The sequence below is a fragment of the Aliirhizobium wenxiniae genome, assembly GCF_014201355.1.
GTDB classification, from domain to species: Bacteria; Pseudomonadota; Alphaproteobacteria; order Rhizobiales; family Rhizobiaceae; genus Neorhizobium; species Neorhizobium wenxiniae.
In genome coordinates, this window is record NZ_JACHEG010000001.1 from 539,010 (window position 1) to 555,620 (window position 16,611).

16 protein-coding genes are annotated in these 16,611 nt (G+C 59.8%); 10 read left to right on the forward strand and 6 right to left on the reverse strand.

Translation table 11 applies throughout. The features are described 5' to 3' along the window. Positions 1–18 precede the first annotated feature (18 nt). From gcvH to HNQ72_RS02710, 3 genes are all read left to right on the forward strand, one after another. Positions 19–381, forward strand: a complete 363-nt coding sequence (gene gcvH / locus HNQ72_RS02700; RefSeq protein ID WP_183989448.1) for a glycine cleavage system protein GcvH — start codon at positions 19–21, stop codon at positions 379–381. Continuing rightward, complete coding sequence (gcvP, locus tag HNQ72_RS02705) at positions 378–3,242, forward strand: aminomethyl-transferring glycine dehydrogenase (protein WP_183989449.1); 2,865 nt, start codon at positions 378–380, stop codon at positions 3,240–3,242. The genes gcvH and gcvP overlap by 4 nt, the downstream gene beginning before the upstream one ends. Positions 3,243–3,444: 202 nt before the next feature. Next, positions 3,445–3,720: a hypothetical protein gene (locus tag HNQ72_RS02710; RefSeq protein ID WP_183989450.1), complete on the forward strand. Its 276-nt coding sequence runs from the start codon at positions 3,445–3,447 to the stop codon at positions 3,718–3,720. A gap of 11 nt (positions 3,721–3,731) precedes the next feature. Here HNQ72_RS02710 and HNQ72_RS02715 read toward each other — a convergent pair whose 3' ends face one another. Continuing rightward, positions 3,732–4,940 carry a DUF418 domain-containing protein gene (locus tag HNQ72_RS02715; protein ID WP_183989451.1) on the reverse strand — a complete coding sequence of 403 codons (1,209 nt, stop codon included), beginning with the start codon at positions 4,938–4,940 and terminating at the stop codon, positions 3,732–3,734. A 327-nt stretch (positions 4,941–5,267) separates the two neighbouring features. Here HNQ72_RS02715 and HNQ72_RS02720 point away from each other — a divergent pair, with 327 nt between their 5' ends. Together HNQ72_RS02720 and HNQ72_RS02725 are read left to right on the forward strand one after the other, a co-directional pair. Beyond that, complete coding sequence (locus tag HNQ72_RS02720; protein ID WP_183989452.1) at positions 5,268–5,501, forward strand: flagellar basal body protein; 234 nt, start codon at positions 5,268–5,270, stop codon at positions 5,499–5,501. 131 nt (positions 5,502–5,632) lie between these two features. Beyond that, positions 5,633–6,748: a metallophosphoesterase gene (locus tag HNQ72_RS02725; RefSeq protein WP_183989453.1), complete on the forward strand. Its 1,116-nt coding sequence runs from the start codon at positions 5,633–5,635 to the stop codon at positions 6,746–6,748. 9 nt (positions 6,749–6,757) lie between these two features. Here HNQ72_RS02725 and HNQ72_RS02730 read toward each other — a convergent pair whose 3' ends face one another. From HNQ72_RS02730 to HNQ72_RS02740, 3 genes are read right to left on the reverse strand one after another with little or no spacing between them, the layout of a single operon-like run. After that, positions 6,758–7,954, reverse strand: coding sequence for an FAD-dependent oxidoreductase (locus tag HNQ72_RS02730; protein WP_183989454.1), 1,197 nt, complete (start codon positions 7,952–7,954; stop codon positions 6,758–6,760). 30 nt (positions 7,955–7,984) lie between these two features. Continuing rightward, on the reverse strand, positions 7,985–8,818 hold the full coding sequence (gene mazG, locus HNQ72_RS02735; protein ID WP_183989455.1) for a nucleoside triphosphate pyrophosphohydrolase: 834 nt from the start codon (positions 8,816–8,818) through the stop codon (positions 7,985–7,987). 20 nt (positions 8,819–8,838) lie between these two features. Then, positions 8,839–9,429, reverse strand: coding sequence for a deaminase (locus HNQ72_RS02740; RefSeq protein ID WP_183989456.1), 591 nt, complete (start codon positions 9,427–9,429; stop codon positions 8,839–8,841). A gap of 235 nt (positions 9,430–9,664) precedes the next feature. Between HNQ72_RS02740 and cysG the strand changes: the two genes are divergently transcribed. The 5 genes from cysG (at position 9,665) to HNQ72_RS02765 (ending at position 14,607) form a co-directional block, all read left to right on the forward strand. Continuing rightward, positions 9,665–11,137, forward strand: coding sequence for a siroheme synthase CysG (gene cysG / locus HNQ72_RS02745; RefSeq protein WP_183989457.1), 1,473 nt, complete (start codon positions 9,665–9,667; stop codon positions 11,135–11,137). Continuing rightward, positions 11,134–11,448, forward strand: a complete 315-nt coding sequence (locus HNQ72_RS02750) for a DUF2849 domain-containing protein (RefSeq protein ID WP_148144867.1) — start codon at positions 11,134–11,136, stop codon at positions 11,446–11,448. The genes cysG and HNQ72_RS02750 overlap by 4 nt, the downstream gene beginning before the upstream one ends. A gap of 23 nt (positions 11,449–11,471) precedes the next feature. Next, positions 11,472–13,145 carry a nitrite/sulfite reductase gene (locus HNQ72_RS02755; protein WP_183989458.1) on the forward strand — a complete coding sequence of 558 codons (1,674 nt, stop codon included), beginning with the start codon at positions 11,472–11,474 and terminating at the stop codon, positions 13,143–13,145. After that, positions 13,145–13,648, forward strand: a complete 504-nt coding sequence (locus HNQ72_RS02760; RefSeq protein ID WP_148144869.1) for a DUF934 domain-containing protein — start codon at positions 13,145–13,147, stop codon at positions 13,646–13,648. Before HNQ72_RS02755 ends, HNQ72_RS02760 begins: the two co-directional genes overlap by 1 nt. Before the next feature lie 146 nt (positions 13,649–13,794). Then, the gene (locus HNQ72_RS02765; RefSeq protein WP_183989459.1) at positions 13,795–14,607 is read left to right on the forward strand and encodes a ferredoxin--NADP reductase; all 813 of its coding nucleotides are present in this window, start codon (positions 13,795–13,797) and stop codon (positions 14,605–14,607) included. Between the two features lie 266 nt (positions 14,608–14,873). Here the strand turns inward: HNQ72_RS02765 and hflX are convergent, their stop codons facing one another. Both hflX and hfq read right to left on the reverse strand, forming a co-directional pair. Then, positions 14,874–16,214, reverse strand: coding sequence for a GTPase HflX (gene hflX / locus HNQ72_RS02770; protein ID WP_210319488.1), 1,341 nt, complete (start codon positions 16,212–16,214; stop codon positions 14,874–14,876). A 75-nt stretch (positions 16,215–16,289) separates the two neighbouring features. Next, positions 16,290–16,532, reverse strand: a complete 243-nt coding sequence (hfq, locus tag HNQ72_RS02775; RefSeq protein ID WP_007757453.1) for an RNA chaperone Hfq — start codon at positions 16,530–16,532, stop codon at positions 16,290–16,292. Positions 16,533–16,611 lie beyond the last annotated feature (79 nt).

The window sequence follows — 16,611 nt, forward strand, 5'->3', positions numbered from 1 at the left end:
CCTCCGGAGAGAACTAAAATGTTGAAATTCACCGCTGAACACGAATGGCTGAAGCTTGAGGGCGATGTTGCGACCGTCGGCATCACCCAGCACGCCGCCGACCAGCTCGGCGATCTCGTTTTCGTCGAACTTCCGGAAGTCGGCGCCGAACTGACCAAGGACGGCAATGCCGCTACCGTCGAAAGCGTCAAGGCCGCTTCTGACGTCTATTCTCCGCTCGATGGCGAAGTCACCGAAGTCAACCAGGCGATCGTCGACGACCCATCGCTGGTCAATTCCGACCCGCAGGGCGCCGCATGGTTCTTCAAGCTGAAGCTGAAGAACGTTTCCGACGTCGAAGGCCTGATGGACGAAGCCGCCTACAAGGACCTGATCGGATGACCGAAAACACCGATTTCCATTTCACCGACTACAATCCGTATGACTTCGCCAATCGGCGTCATATCGGCCCCTCGCCGACTGAGATGACCGAAATGCTGAAGGTCATCGGTTACAAGTCGCTCGACGCACTGATCGACGCCACCGTGCCTTCCTCGATCCGCCAGCAGGCTCCGCTTGCCTGGGGTGCAGCACTTTCCGAACGCGAAGCGCTCGACAAGCTGCGTGAGACGGCCAACAAGAACCAGGTCCTGACCTCGCTGATCGGCCAGGGCTATTACGGCACCGTCACCCCGCCGGTCATCCAGCGCAACATTCTGGAAAACCCGGCCTGGTACACGGCCTATACGCCTTACCAGCCGGAAATCAGCCAGGGCCGTCTCGAAGCGCTTTTGAACTTCCAGACGATGATTGCCGACCTGACCGGTCTCGACGTCGCCAATGCTTCGCTTCTCGACGAAGCGACGGCTGCCGCCGAAGCCATGGCGCTCTGCCAGCGCCAGGCGAAGACCAAGGCAACCGCCTTCTTCGTCGACAAGGCCTGCCACCCGCAGACCATCGCCCTGATCGAAACCCGTGCCGCACCGCTCGGCTGGACCGTCATCATCGGAGACCCGATGACCGATCTCGACCCGGTCGACGTGTTTGGCGCGATCTTCCAGTATCCGGGCACCCACGGCGAAGTGCGTGACTTCACCGGCCTGATCTCCCGCCTGCACCAGACCGGCGCGCTTGCTGCCGTTGCCGCCGATCTTCTGGCGCTGACGCTTTTGAAGTCTCCGGGTGAGATGGGTGCTGATATCGCCATCGGCTCCTCGCAGCGCTTCGGCGTTCCGGTCGGCTACGGTGGCCCGCACGCCGCTTACATGGCCGTCAAGGATGCCCACAAGCGCGCCATGCCCGGCCGTCTTGTCGGCGTTTCGGTCGACGCGCGCGGCAATCGTGCCTATCGCCTATCGCTGCAGACCCGCGAACAGCATATCCGCCGCGAAAAGGCGACGTCGAACATCTGCACCGCGCAGGTTCTGCTCGCCGTCATGGCCTCGATGTACGGCGTCTTCCACGGTCCGCAGGGCCTGAAGGCGATCGCCCAGCAGGTCCACAAGAAGGCCGTGCTGATGGCCAAGGGCCTGGAAAAGCTCGGCTACAAAATCGAGCCGGAGACTTTCTTCGACACGATCACCGTCGAAGTCGGCCACATGCAGGGTCTTATCCTGCGCGCAGCCGTTGCCGAAGGCGTCAACCTGCGCAAGGTCGGCGAGACCAAGATCGGCATGTCGCTCGATGAGCGCACCCGCCCGGTGACGCTGGAAGCCGTCTGGCGCGCATTCGGCGGCAATTTCAAGGTTTCGGATTTCGAAGTAGAATACCGCCTGCCGAACGCGCTGCTGAGAAAATCGGATTACATGACCCATCCGATCTTCCATATGAACCGCGCCGAAAGCGAGATGACCCGCTACATCCGCCGCCTATCGGACCGTGACCTCGCGCTCGACCGTGCGATGATCCCGCTCGGCTCCTGCACGATGAAACTCAATGCGACAGCGGAAATGCTGCCGATCACCTGGCCGGAATTTTCGGATATCCATCCGTTCGTTCCTGTCGACCAGGCGCTCGGCTACAAGGAAATGATCGACGACCTGTCGGAAAAGCTCTGCCAGGTTACCGGTTACGACGCCTTCTCCATGCAGCCCAACTCGGGCGCGCAGGGTGAATATGCGGGTCTTCTGACCATCCGCAATTACCACATTGCCAATGGCGACACGCATCGCAACGTCTGCCTGATCCCGACCTCCGCCCATGGCACCAATCCGGCTTCTGCACAGATGGTCGGCATGAAGGTTGTGGTCGTCAAGGTTCGCGACAACGGCGATATCGATATCGACGATTTCCGCGCCAAGGCCGAAGAACATGCCGCAAACCTTTCCTGCTGCATGATCACCTACCCGTCCACGCATGGCGTGTTCGAGGAAACGGTCAAGGAAATCTGCGACATCACCCACAAGCATGGTGGTCAGGTCTATCTCGACGGTGCCAACATGAACGCCATGGTCGGCCTCGCCCGCCCCGGCGACATCGGCTCCGACGTTTCGCACTTGAACCTGCACAAGACCTTCTGCATTCCGCATGGCGGCGGCGGTCCCGGCATGGGCCCGATCGGCGTCAAGGCGCATCTTGCTCCTTACCTGCCGGGTCATGTCGCAAGCGACGGTCGTGAAGGTGCGGTCTCGGCTGCTCCGTTCGGTTCGCCGTCGATCCTGCCGATCTCCTGGTCCTACTGCCTGATGATGGGCGGCGAAGGCCTGATGCAGGCAACCAAGGTGGCGATCCTCAACGCCAACTATATCGCGGCCCGCCTCAAGGGTGCTTACGACGTGCTCTACAAGTCGGAAACCGGCCGCGTGGCGCATGAATGCATCATCGACACCCGTCCGCTCAACGCCTCTGCAGGCGTGACGGTGGACGACGTGGCTAAGCGCCTGATCGATTGCGGTTTCCACGCTCCGACCATGAGCTGGCCGGTTGCCGGCACGCTGATGATCGAGCCGACGGAGTCGGAAACCAAGGCCGAACTCGACCGCTTCTGCGAAGCGATGCTGGCAATCCGCGAGGAAGCCCGCGACATCGAGGAAGGCCGCGCGGACAAGCTCAACAACCCGCTGAAGAACGCTCCGCACACCGTCGAGGATCTCGTCGGCGAGTGGGATCGTCCCTACAGCCGCGAACAGGCCTGCTTCCCGCCCGGCTCGTTCCGCGTCGACAAATACTGGTCGTCGGTCAACCGTATCGACAACGTGTATGGCGACCGCAACCTCGTGTGCTCCTGCCCTCCGCTGGAGGATTACGCGGAAGCTGCCGAGTAATCGGACAGGTACAAAACAATTGGAAAAGGCGGCCTCTGGCCGCCTTTTCTGTATCAAAATGAACCATTTGCGCCGTTGCGCATTATAGGCACAAGGCCGGATGCATCGAGGATGATCAGATGTGTTCGATGGGTGCCATGTCCTAAAGGCACTCTCCTGCTTCCGAACCCGCAGCGACAGAAAGCTCTTCGGAAGCTCCAGCATGGTTGTGAGGACAGAAATGTTACAGGATAGGGTTTCGTCTAACATCGTACTCGGATCGGATGATCTCGAGCTTTTGCAGCGGTTTCTGGAAGCCTGGTGCGAGGAGAACGATGTATCGCCTGAAAGCGAGGAGGCCCAGGCTATCGCATCGGGGCTGATGAATTGGTATCAGTTCGAACTCGGCGACCGCAACAACTTGAAATCCGGTCTTTCGACGCCGCTTCCCGAGTCAGAGGAACTGGAAACCCTTCTGCGGAAATTGAAGGCCGCCTGAAGCAATAGTCGTCAGGCCTGCCTCACGCGCGGCGTTCTCCAACCCACCAGCATGTTCACCAGTGACGTGATCCTGGCCTGCATCGATTTGACGACCGCCGCCAGCGTGCCGCCCCGGCGCACTTCCATATCGAACAGGTAGCTGAGCAGCGTGATCGCGATACTGATCAGAACTACCTGGAATACGGCAGATTGCAGAGTATCCGGCTCACCAGGCCAGGCGTAGAGGATCATGTTGCCGAAAGCGAAGGTGAAGAGACTGGTGCGTCCGAAAAACACCGGCTTTTCCAGCCGCTGCTTCACCTCCGGTGAGAGGCGCTGGGTGAGAAGCACTGCAAGGCTCGTCATGGCAATCGCACCGCATAGGCCGGCGGCGAAATAGAGCGGATCGCTATCCATCCGCAGCGACATGTCGCCGAGTTCCGCCAGGGACTTCTCGTCGTAGAAAAGAATACCGAGAGCGATCACCACAGCCGAGCCACCCAGAAGGTAGGACGCCCTTGTGACGACGCCGATTGCCGGCTTCTGGGACTGACGAGCTCGATCTCCCGCAATCAGCCGACCGAATGCCATGCCCGCGATGATCAGGCTTGTTCCATGCAGGATCGACGGACCGCCGAGTCTGGCATCACCGACACCGAAGAGGAATGTCACGACCCGTTCTGCATACATGCTCAGATTGAAATCGAGCGGGCTAGGAAGCCCGCGAATGACCGGATGGGCGGCATGGACGATCAGCGCCAGAACCACGAGCGGCAGCAAGCCGATCCTGCAGCGCAGCCACAGCAGGAAGGGCGCCAGGAAAAGCACGACAGCATAGAATTTGAGGATATCGGTGAAGGGCGTGACACCGATGAGCATCATTGTCGCCAGCGAAAATTTCAGCGAATAGCCGTCGGCAAACAGGTAAAGAACGAAGACCGAGACGCAATAGAGAAGCCAGCACTGTATCGCGCGGGAAAACAGCCGCACGGCGACCCGTTCCTGCTCACCGGCAACGAATCTTGGCCGATAGACGATCTCGAGCATCGTGCCGAACAACAGGATGAATGTGGGGGTGGCGAGCGCCATCAGCGCGCGCAGAAAATCCGCCGAAGGACCGCTCCAGAATGTGTCCATGTTGGTGACGACCCAGACATGGCTGAGCATGGCGAAAAAGATGGCGACCGACCGGGTCAGATCTATTCCGATGATTCTCGGAATTGCTGCTTTACCCGCCATGAACAGCTCCTTCAGCCGGCATCGGAAATATTGCAGTGCAATACCGACATAGTCCCGTGCGTTTTTAGGGCAATCCCTAAATCTGACACTTCTCCCGATTTCCGATCGCACCATGTGGGCGAACGGATCGGCATGAGCTGGATGTTTTGGCCAGGAATGCGGCCATTATGGGGACCTCGCCTCATCGGAAACAAGTGCGCCATGAGAAGGATGTCCCGGATCGACACAGGAGGTCGAACAAACGACGCCGGGACTTAACCCTGTCCCTTCACCCTTCATTCGCGCCTGTCCTTCATAACGATGGCGAACGATGATGAAGGCAAGGCCATGACAATTTCTGCAGCAATGAGCATTTCGGTCGCCGGCATGCAGACGCAATCCCAGCGCCTCAATACGGCTGCGAACAATATCGCCAATGCTTCCACGCCCGGCTACGACGTCGATACGGCGGGCGAAATGATCGACGTGATGACGGCCGAACAGGGCTTTGCCGCCAACGCTGCCGTCTTCGAAACCGGTGCGGACATGTGGGATCTGCTGCTGACGATCAAGCGGGATTGATCACTGCCGGAAGTTTCAACCTGATCCCCACGCGATCAAAATCGCGTCAGCCGGTTGGCGTGGGCGGTTGAGTTGGACAGGAAACTCGAAGAAGACAGGGTTCCTTATCCCAAGCCCCAGAGCATCCCGCCTTGTTTCATCTCTTCAAAGCCCTCCTTTGCCTCTATGTCGTTGCCCGTTTCATTTATCCGCTCCCCTGGCCCAACTGGCTGAAGGGTTTTTTAGCCGTCATCCTGATGGTGGTGTTCCAGCATAGCCTGATCAGCCTTCTTGTCTTCGGTACGATGTTCTCGCCGGAAGTGCCGCGGGTGGCGATGATCTTGGCGAACTGGCTGTCAGGCTTCATACTGCTGACTGCCGTCTGCCAGCTCGCAATCGATATCGTTGCCCTGGTGGTCGCGGCGCTGAAACGCCGGCGCATCTCGATCGCACCCCGGCTGCGTTACGGCGTCGGCATCCTCACCATGTCGCTGGCAGCCTTTGCCGTCTCCCAGGCGATCCGCGTTCCCCCAGTCAAGGAAGTCGAGATCAGGATCCACAATCTGCCTGCGGAATTCGATGGCTACCGGATGATCCAGCTCACCGACCTGCATATCAGCCGCCTGTTCCAGGCACCCTGGGTCGAAGAGACTGTCGCAAGGGCCAATGCCCAGAACGCCGATCTGATCGTCATCACCGGCGACCTGATCGACGGCGATCTGCAGGCCCGCACGGCTGACGTTGCACCCTTGGCAAAGCTGAGAGCCACCGATGGCGTCTATACCATCCCGGGCAATCACGAATATTACTTCGGCCATGACGGCTGGATGGCGAAATATCAGGAGCTCGGCCTGGAGACCATCTCCAACGGCCATGTTCTGTTGTCGCGCGGCGATGCGAAGCTGACGCTTGCCGGCGTCAACGATGTCAACGCCACCCGCTTCGGCCTCGAAGGCCCGGATGTCGCAAAGGCTTTGGCCGGTGCGCCGCCGGAAGCGCCGGTCATTCTCCTCGACCATCAGCCGCGCAACGCGCGCCTTGCAGCAGAGGCCGGTGCCGACCTGCAGCTTTCCGGCCATACGCATGGCGGCATGATCCTCGGCATGGACCGGCTGGTCGCGCGCTTCAACAACGGTTTCGTCTCGGGCCGTTACGATGTCGGCGACATGCAGCTTTACGTCAATAACGGCACGGCTTTGTGGATCGGCTTTGCCCTGCGGCTAGGTGTGCCCTCGGAGCTGACGGTCATCACGCTTCGGCCCGCCTAAGCCACCGACCTAGAGATCATTCAGCCCGATACGCTTTATCGGGCTGAGGAAATCGCCTGTGACCAACCGGCTGACGAGCTGCCGCACCAGCGGCATCCGCGTCGTCGGACCGATGGCGATATCGCGCATGGCTGGCAGGATGCGGCTGTCGGACTGATAGAACGGCGTCAGCACGAGGCTAAGCGTCTGGTAGAGCCAGACATGCTGTCCGCGCTGGTGCAGATGCCGTGCGAAGGCTTCGTCTATCGAGGGTGCGCGGGAAAGCGCAGAAGCCAGTGAAGCGGCATCGATCATCGCCATATTGGCGCCCTGCCCCAGCTGCGGGCTTGTAGCATGCCATGCATCACCGATGCGGATGACACCGCGCCCGGCCACCGGCTTTCGTGTGTGATGATGATAGCGGGCATGCACCGGCTCGGCGACCTCGGCAAGCGGCAGGGCTTCCGGCCAGAGCGCGTTTACCTGTTCCAGCCACGCTTCCCGACCGGCATTACGCCACGCATCGATGTCACGGTTACGCAGGCTCCAGAAGAAGGTCGCCATCGACGCCGCTCCGTCCTTCGCCGTCCCGACCGGCAGGACACCGGCCATATGGCTCGCCCGTTCGTAACGCTGCTCCAGCTCGTGGGGATGGAAAGGTCCGCCTTCCGGCCATGGCACCGTCGCCCAGAGCGCACCATATTTCAGCTCCCTCGCCGGATCGTGGCCGATCGGCGAACTGGCCCCCATGGCATCGACAACAAGATCGGCCGACGGCGTTGCACGGCCGCCATCGAGCGTCAGGGCCGGTCTGCTGCCTTCAATGACGTTGGTTGTTCTCGCATTCGTTTCGAACCGCACACCTGCAGCGATTGCCGCCGATAGCAGGAGATCGAACAAGGCCACCCGTTGGACCGCAATGCCATGCCCATCCCCCGGATAACTGATCTCCAGCACCGTCTTGCCCGGCCCGGACGATCGGCCGGCCAATGCTCCATGCATGCGGGTAATGACCTGGCCGCGAGCTGCGATCGCATCCAAAAGCCCCATCGCCTTTAGAATTGCCAAACCTGTCGGCTGGAGCACAAAGCCCGAGCCGATCGGTTGGGGCGCCCCCATCTGGTCGTAGACCAAGACCCGCGCCCCTCGCCGCGCCAGCATCGTCGCAAGCGACAACCCGCCGATACCGGCACCGGCGATTGCGACTTCGAACCCGTCGAGCTTCATGGCATGTTCCTGATGGCGGCTGTCACAGGCTCAATCCAGCTGACGTTCTATGGCTTTAGCTGCCTGCCAAAGGTCTTCCATCCGCTCCAGCGTCGCCGCGTCCAGGCTTTCACCTGCCTTGGAAAGTTCCGTCTCTATATAATTGAACCGACGCCGAAATTTCGTATTCGTGCCGCGCAGCGAATTTTCTGGATCGGCGTTCACATGACGGCCGATATTGACCATCGCGAAGATCAGGTCGCCAAGCTCATCACTCACTTTCTCCGGATGACCTGCCTGCAGGGCCTCACGTAACTCCCGCACCTCCTCCTCGATCTTGTCGAGGATCGGTTCCGGCTGCGCCCAGTCGAAGCCTACCTTTGCAGCGCGCTCCTGCAGTTTCAGCGCTTCGGTCAGCGCCGGCTGGCTGCGATGCACCGACCCGAGAAAACCGGCCTTGAAATCCTCGGTGATGCCGCGGGCGGCGCGCCGTTCGGCCCGCTCACGTTTCTCCTCCTGCTTGATCTCGTCCCACTGGATTTTCACCGCACCGGGCGTATCGGCATCGGAACGGGCAAACACATGCGGGTGTCGGCGGATCATCTTTCGGGTCACGGCTTCGACCACGTCGCCGAAGGCAAAATCTCCCGCCTCTTCCGCCATTCGGGCGTGAAAGACCACCTGCAGCAGCAGGTCGCCAAGCTCTTCGCAGAGATCGTCCATGTCGTTGCGCTCGATCGCATCGGCGACCTCATAGGCCTCCTCGATCGTATAGGGCTTGATCGACGCGAAATCCTGCTCCAGATCCCAGGGGCAGCCGGTGACGGGCGTACGCAGCGCCGCCATGATCTCGATCAGGCGCGAAATATCCTTTGAAGCTTCCATCGTGAAATGTCCTTGGGCGCTCAGTTGAGCGGAATGTCGTTTTCGCCCTTGCCGGACTGGTAGCTGTCCGAAAGGCGCTGATAGGTCTGTTTGATCCGCGCAGTCTGATCTCGCAACTGCTGTCGCAGCGGGCCTTGCTCGGTCTCCACCAGATCGGCAATGAAATATGAGTTCCAGAATGCATTCGACCGGCGATAACCGCCGGGCTCCAGCCCGAACACCTCTTTCAGGATCTTCAGATCATGCGGAATGGCGAATGCATCGCGCGAATCCTCATGGCTGAAGAAGGAATAGAAGTTGTCAAAACCGGCCCAGGTGATTGCCGACATACACATCGTACACGGTTCGTGAGTAGACAGGAAAATCAAATCCTTGGTGGAAAGTCCTGAAGTTTTTTCATAAAATCGTTTCAGCGTATGCACCTCACCGTGCCAGAGCGGATTTTCGAGCTCGTTATTGGTCTCGGCGATCACCAGCGACAGATCGGACTTCTTCAGGATCGCTGCCCCGAACACCTTGTTGCCGGCAGTAACCCCCGCTTCGGTAAGCGGCAGGATGTCGCGTTCGATGACGTCGAGAAGCCGGGGGGCGAGTGTGGCGGCAATGGTCATGGAGGCTCTTTATGGCTGGTATGTCTAGGCAATTTATAACGCGGACCGGACCGATCGAGGTAAAAACCTAGTAATCTACAGAAATACTGGAGAAATATCCTCTGCGGTGGCTTTTGCTCAAGAACAGGTTGATTGAGAAACAGAAATACCCGCGGCCAATCCACTTCGCATATCCATTTCTTCAAAACCTGCGTTCGATTGTGGATATTCCTGTCATATGTTTCAGGATAACCGCATGTCAGCCAGCCATCAACGCCTGTCAGTCTTCCCGGCCTTTTTCCGTGTGCATGGAAAGACCGTGGCGGTCTTCGGCAACGGCGACGAAGCCTATGCCAAAGCCCGCCTGCTCCTAAATACCGATGCCGGGATCGTCGCCTATGCCGACAAGCCGGAAGCGGATTATGCCGCCTGGCTCGATGCGCAGGGTATCAAGGTCATCCGTGCCGAATTCTCCGTCGATCAGGTAAAGGGTGCCGTACTGGTTTTCGCTGCAACCGGCAAGGCAGAGCAGGATCAGGCAATCGTCGTCGCGGCCCGCGCAGAAAAGATCCCGGCCAATGCCGTGGACCAGCCAGACTATTGCGACTTCTTCACGCCGGCGCTCGTCAACCGCGCACCTGTTGCCATCGCCATCGGCACCGAGGGTGCCGGCCCGGTTCTGGCGCAGATGATCCGTGCGCGCATCGACCAGATGCTGTCGCCGTCGCTTGGCCGACTTGCAAATCTCGCCGCCGATTACCGCGATGCCGCAGAGCGCCTGGTGCCGCGCGGCGTCTCCCGCCGCATCTTCTGGCGCCGGTTCTTTTCCGGCGATGTCGCAGATGCGATCGAAGCAAACGACCATGCCTCCGCCCGTCGCGCTGCCAATACTCTTCTGTCCACCTCGGGACAGGCAGAGGGCAAGATCTGGCTGGTCGGTGCCGGCCCCGGCGCGGAAGACCTGCTGACGCTCAGGGCGCAGCGTGTGCTGATGGAAGCGGATGCGATCGTTTATGACGCGCTAGTACCACAGGCGATCGTCGACATGGGCCGTCGCGATGCCGAGCGCCTTTCGGTCGGCAAGCGCAAGAACTGTCATTCCAAGAGCCAGGACGAGATCAACCGCCTGCTGGTCGATCTCGGTCGCCAGGGCAAGCGCGTCGTGCGGCTGAAATCCGGTGACCCGCTGGTTTACGGCCGCGCCGGCGAGGAAATGGCCGCCCTTCGGGAAGCCGGAATCGCTTATGAAATCGTGCCCGGCATCACTTCGGCTTTCGCCGCAGCCGCCGATTTCGACCTGCCGTTGACCTTACGTGGCGTCGCCTCCTCGCTTATCTTCACCACCGGCCATGACCTGACCGGCGATGTGCTGCCGGACTGGGCCAGCCTTGCTATCTCCGGCGCCACGATCGCCGTCTATATGGGCCGTACGGTCGCAGCCTCTGTCTCTGAACGCCTGATGGATGCAGGCTTGAGCCGTGACACGACCGTTGCCGTGATCGAGAATGCCAGCCGCACCGACCGCAAGCTCTTTCATGGCGTCTTGAGTGAATTGCCGTCGCTGGAAGCTCGTGACGACCTCGACGGACCGGTCATGGTGATCATCGGCGAAGCCGTCGCCGGCGCGAATTTCGACAAATCCGAACCGCTCTCCGCCTTCAGAAAACCCGCCCGCGCTCAGCAATATGCGGGCCAAGAACAAGGCCAGGAAAAAGGAATGCAGCAATGACCGACAAGGTTCTGACCGCCAACCGCCTTTCCGATGGCATCGCCGTCTGGCTGGATGCCGCAGGTCACTGGACGGAAAACCTGCAGGATGCACTGGTCGCCCGCCACGCGGAAGCCGCGGCCTCTCTGGAAGCGATCGGCAAACGCGATTTCGCCGACAACAAGGTTGTCGATGTCGCCGTGATCGATGTCGAGGAGACCAATGGCGTGCTCTGGCCGACCCGCCTTCGCGAGCGTATCCGAGCAGCCGGCCCCACCATGAATTATGCGAGCGGCTATGGCAAAGCCGACGCGGCCTTCATCGCAGTCTGACACTTAAGAGTTCCGGGACCCCCATGTATCGTTACGATGAATTCGACCACGCCTTTGTTTCGAGCCGCGTGGAACAGTTTCGCGATCAGGTCGAGCGCCGCCTTTCCGGCGAACTCGCCGAGGATGCGTTCAAGCCGTTGCGCCTGATGAACGGCGTTTATCTCCAGCTTCACGCCTATATGCTGCGCGTGGCCATCCCCTATGGCACGCTGAACTCGAAGCAGATGCGCATGCTGGCGCATATCGCCCGCAAATATGACCGCGGTTACGGTCATTTCACCACCCGTCAGAACATCCAGTACAACTGGCCGAAACTGTCGGACACGCCGGATATCCTGGCCGAACTGGCAAGCGTCGAAATGCATGCGCTGCAGACATCGGGCAATTGCATTCGCAATGTCACGGCTGACCATTTTGCCGGCGCGGCAGCGGACGAAGTGGCGGATCCCCGCCCCTATGCGGAAATCCTGCGCCAGTGGTCTTCGGTCCATCCGGAATTCTCCTTCCTGCCGCGCAAATTCAAGATCGCCGTGACCGGAGCCGAGCGCGACCGCGCCGCGATCCAGGTCCACGACATCGGCCTGCACCTAAAGAAAAACGACAAGGGTGAGATCGGTTTTGCCGTCTATGTCGGTGGCGGACAGGGCCGCACGCCGCTGATTGCCAAGAAGATCAATGACTTCCTGCCCGAGCAGGATTTGCTCTCCTATATCACCGCGATCATGCGCGTTTACAACCTGCACGGCCGCCGCGACAACAAGTACAAAGCGCGCATCAAGATCCTCGTGCACGAGACCGGCGTCGAGGAACTGAGCCGGCAGGTGGAAGAGGAATTCGCCCATCTGCAGGAAACAGAACTGAAACTGCCGGAAGCCGATGTCGCGGCCATTGCAGCTTATTTCGCCCCGCCGGCTCTGCCCGAGCGCAGCGAAGGCTGGGCACAACTCGCCGGCTGGAAGAAGCAGGACGAGGCCTTTGCCCGTTGGGTCAACCAGAACGTTCAGCCGCACAAGCACCCCGACTACGGCATGGTGACGATTTCGCTGAAACCGATCGGCGGTATTCCGGGCGACGCATCCGACGTGCAGATGGATGTGATCGCCGATCTGGCGGAAGAATTCGCCAATGACGAGATCCGCATCAGCCACGAACAGAATGTCATCTTCCCGCATGTGGCTCTGGCCGATCTGGAACCGCTCTATCGCGCTCTGACCGCGCATGGGCTGGAAACGGCAAACTCCAACCTGATCACCGATATCATTGCCTGTCCCGGCCTGGACTACTGCGCCCTGGCGAACGCTCGTTCGATCCCGGTAGCCCAGGAAATCTCCACCCGTTTCGGCGCGCCCGAGCGTCAGGCCGAAATCGGCGAATTGAAGATCAAGATCTCCGGCTGCATCAACGCCTGCGGCCACCACCATGTCGGCCATATCGGCCTTCTGGGTGTGGAAAAGAAGGGTGCCGAACTCTACCAGATCACGCTTGGCGGTTCCGGCGACGAGCATACCTCGATCGGCGAAATCATTGGTCGCGGTTTTGAGCCTTCCAAGGTGACGGACGCGATAGAGACCATCGTCGACACCTATCTCGGCCTGCGTACGGGCAAGGAGGAAAAATTCCTCGATGCCTATCGCCGTGTCGGACCGCAACCGTTCAAGGATGCGCTTTATGGTGAAGCCAAGGCGGAGGCAGCGTGATGACGAAGATCTGGAGAGAGACCGGTTTCGTCGAGAACGATCCATGGGTGATCGAAACCGACGAGGTGAAGGCCGAAGGCGAGCAGAAAGCGCTTCTGCCACTCGATCAGTTTATCGAGAAAGCGGAGGCCAGCAATGATGTCGGCCTCGGCGTTGTGATCAGGCCAGCCGATGACGTCACCAAACTGGAGCCCTATCTCTATCGCATCGAGATCGTTGCGGTGGATTTCCCGGCCTTCAACGATGGCCGCGCTTTCAGCCACGCCTCGCTCTTGCGCGATCGCCTGTCCTACAGGAACGAATTGCGTGCTGTCGGCGATGTGCTGATCGATCAGGTGCCGTTGATGCTGCGTTGTGGCATAGACAGCTTTGCAGTCACCAACGCCACGGCACTGAAGCGTCTGTCAGAAGGACGTCTGCCCGGCATCGCCGTGCATTACCAGCCGACATCCCGTCACGCCGAAGCGGGAGAAGGTTACAGCTGGCGTCGCCGCTCGGCCTGACACTCTCCCGGAAACGGGAAGGCTAAAGGTGACTTTCGGACGCATATTTTCTATGCTTTCCGCGACAATGGGCGGGGATGCCTTCAAATGAGCAGCTTGATAGTATATCTCGCTGTCAGAACGATGAGACTGGAAGACCGATCGCGATGAATGCTCCTGCAAAAAACGAAGAATTTGCCATAAAAATCCCGGATGGCGTTTATGCCGAGACGGTGCTGGACGTGCAGCACTATACCGACAGGCTGTTCCGTTTCCGCATGACGCGCCCGGCTGGCTTCCGTTTCCGCTCGGGTGAATTTGCCATGATCGGCCTGATGGTCGGCGAAAAGCCGATCTATCGCGCCTATTCGATCGCAAGCCCGGCCTGGGACGAGGAACTGGAATTCTTCTCGATCAAGGTGCCGGATGGCCCGCTGACCTCGCACCTGCAGAAGATCAAACCGGGCGATACCGTACTGATGCGCAAGAAGCCGACCGGCACGCTGGTGCTCGATGCGCTCACCCCCGGCAAGCGTCTCTACATGTTCTCGACCGGCACAGGCATTGCTCCTTTTGCGAGCCTCATCCGTGACCCGGAAACCTATGAGAAATTCGAGGAAGTCATCCTCACCCATACCTGCCGCGAAGTCTCCGAGCTGAAATACGGCCAGGACCTGATGGAAGAGATCAAGAACCACGAGTTCCTCTCCGAACTGGTCGGCGACAAGCTCAAGCTTTATTCGACCGTTACCCGCGAAGACTACCCGTTCCAGGGCCGCATCACCGACCTGATCGAGAACGGCAAAATGTTCTCCGACCTCGGCGTGCCCCCGCTCGACCCGGCCGTTGACCGCGGTATGATCTGCGGCTCGGCTGCAATGCTGAAGGACACCAAGGAACTGCTCGAAAAGGCAGGCCTGACCGAAGGCGCCAACAATAAGCCGAGCGAGTTCGTGATCGAACGGGCGTTTGTTGGGTGAGGAACGGTCGGGCGCAAGCCCGAGCAATCGATCCAGTGAATCGATTGCAGTGACGAACGCCCTGAGCCAAAGCGAAGGGCCGGGTACAACTCAAGCATAGCTGCCCTCAACCTAACCCTCTCCCCGCATGCGGGGCGAGGGAACGAGGCCGACGAACCGTTTCCGGCAAAACTCATCCGTAGAGATCAGGGGATAGAAATCCCAGAGCGGCTTGCGTCCTTCTCCGTGGGTTCAACCCGAGCCCGAGGATGACGGCAGCAAACAGGTTACCGCTCCCAGTCTTCCTTATCGCGCTTCGGCCCATTTCCAAGCCGGCGCTCCAGTTCCGTGGCCTGCGCTTCCGACATGCGGACATCCATCGTCACCGAGCCGTCTTCGTTGTCCTCGCGGCCATCAACAATCGAATTGCCATAGACCCAGGAGACCAGCGAAAGCTTGTCCGCGGGAATGGTGATCGAGGTTTCGGTGAGAACACCCGAAAGCCGCTTGGCGATCTCGTCCATCAGCGGGTCGAGGCCCTCGCCCGTGATTGCCGATAGCGCCATGATGTTGTCGCGGCCCTTGGCACGTTCAAACAGCGCGTCATGGGTTTCCGGATCGAGCCGGTCGATCTTGTTCCACACTTCGATGATGCGCTCGGAGCTTTCCTTCTCATCGATGCCGAGATCGGCGAGAATGCGCAAGACGTCATGCGACTGGGCGGCATTGTCCGGATCGGACATGTCGCGCACATGCAGGATGAGATCGGCTTCCAGCACCTCTTCCAGTGTAGCCCGGAAGGCGGCGACCAGATGGGTCGGAAGGTCGGAGATGAAACCTACGGTATCGGACAGGATGACGGTGCGGCCATGCGGCAGCTTCATCCGGCGCAATGTCGGATCAAGCGTCGCAAACAGCATGTCTTCGGCCAGAACACCGGCACCGGTAATGCGGTTGAACAGCGTCGACTTGCCAGCATTGGTATAGCCGACCAGCGCCACGATCGGATGCGGCACCTTGCGGCGCTTGGCGCGGTGAAGCTGGCGGGTACGAACGACCTGTTCCAGCTCGCGCTCGAGCTTGACGATACGGTCCTGCAACAGACGACGGTCGGCTTCGATCTGGGTTTCACCCGGACCGCCCATGAACCCGCCACCGCCACGCTGGCGCTCAAGATGGGTCCAGGACCGAACCAGACGGCCCTTCTGGTAATTCAGATGCGCCAGGTCCACCTGCAGCGTGCCTTCCTTGGTGGAAGCGCGACGGCCGAAGATCTCGAGGATCAGGCCGGTGCGGTCGATGACCTTGGCATTCAGTTCTTTTTCGAGATTGCGCTGCTGCACCGGCGTCAGCGGATGATCGACAATAACGAGGCCGGCGTCCTTCTCATCGAGAAGCGCCTTGATTTCATCGATCTTGCCGGATCCCATCAGGGTCGCTGGACGCGGCTGATTGACAGAAACGATCAGGCCCTCGACGACATCGAGATCGATGGCGCGGGCAAGCCCTGTCGCCTCTTCCAGCCGTGCTTCGTTGGATCTCTTAGGCGCGGCGACGATCGGTGTGTCACTCTGGCTGCCGCGGGCGCGCGTCTGCTTAAGCACCGGCACGACGACCACGGCGCGCATATCGTCCCGGTGCTTTTCGGCTTCCGGGACGAGCGATTCGTTAGACGTATCTCGGGTAGAAATCTGTCTCTATCCTTAGGCTGCGTTTTCTTCGGTCTCGAACATCTGCATCGGCTGCCCCGGCATGATGGTCGAGATCGCGTGCTTATACACGAGCTGGGAGTGCCCGTCACGACGAAGAAGCACGCAGAAATTGTCGAAGGATGTTACGACTCCCGTGAGCTTGACCCCGTTGATGAGGAATATAGTCAGGGAAATCTTCTGCTTTCGGACTGTATTGAGAAATAAATCCTGCAGGTTCTGAGAACGTTCCGCCATGGCGCCGATTCTTTCTTTCTTGCCGGCAATCTGCCGGGATAATGATCTCACGTGATAAGAGATGATGGAGAAACGCCCC

Excerpts from the sequence above, each read along its gene's own strand:
- gcvH (WP_183989448.1), top strand. The coding sequence starts at position 19 with ATGTTGAAATTCACCGCTGAACACGAATGGCTGAAGCTTGAGGGCGAT.
- HNQ72_RS02730 (WP_183989454.1), bottom strand. The coding sequence starts at position 7,954 with ATGAAGCTCGACGGGTTCGAAGTCGCAATCGCCGGTGCCGGTATCGGC.
- cysG (WP_183989457.1), top strand. The coding sequence starts at position 9,665 with ATGTCAGCCAGCCATCAACGCCTGTCAGTCTTCCCGGCCTTTTTCCGT.
- HNQ72_RS02750 (WP_148144867.1), top strand. The coding sequence starts at position 11,134 with ATGACCGACAAGGTTCTGACCGCCAACCGCCTTTCCGATGGCATCGCC.
- HNQ72_RS02765 (WP_183989459.1), top strand. The coding sequence starts at position 13,795 with ATGAATGCTCCTGCAAAAAACGAAGAATTTGCCATAAAAATCCCGGAT.
- HNQ72_RS02740 (WP_183989456.1), bottom strand. The coding sequence starts at position 9,429 with ATGACCATTGCCGCCACACTCGCCCCCCGGCTTCTCGACGTCATCGAA.
- gcvP (WP_183989449.1), top strand. The coding sequence starts at position 378 with ATGACCGAAAACACCGATTTCCATTTCACCGACTACAATCCGTATGAC.
- HNQ72_RS02715 (WP_183989451.1), bottom strand. The coding sequence starts at position 4,940 with ATGGCGGGTAAAGCAGCAATTCCGAGAATCATCGGAATAGATCTGACC.
- hflX (WP_210319488.1), bottom strand. The coding sequence starts at position 16,214 with ATGCGCGCCGTGGTCGTCGTGCCGGTGCTTAAGCAGACGCGCGCCCGC.
- mazG (WP_183989455.1), bottom strand. The coding sequence starts at position 8,818 with ATGGAAGCTTCAAAGGATATTTCGCGCCTGATCGAGATCATGGCGGCG.
- HNQ72_RS02755 (WP_183989458.1), top strand. The coding sequence starts at position 11,472 with ATGTATCGTTACGATGAATTCGACCACGCCTTTGTTTCGAGCCGCGTG.
- HNQ72_RS02710 (WP_183989450.1), top strand. The coding sequence starts at position 3,445 with ATGGTTGTGAGGACAGAAATGTTACAGGATAGGGTTTCGTCTAACATC.
- HNQ72_RS02720 (WP_183989452.1), top strand. The coding sequence starts at position 5,268 with ATGACAATTTCTGCAGCAATGAGCATTTCGGTCGCCGGCATGCAGACG.
- HNQ72_RS02760 (WP_148144869.1), top strand. The coding sequence starts at position 13,145 with ATGACGAAGATCTGGAGAGAGACCGGTTTCGTCGAGAACGATCCATGG.
- hfq (WP_007757453.1), bottom strand. The coding sequence starts at position 16,532 with ATGGCGGAACGTTCTCAGAACCTGCAGGATTTATTTCTCAATACAGTC.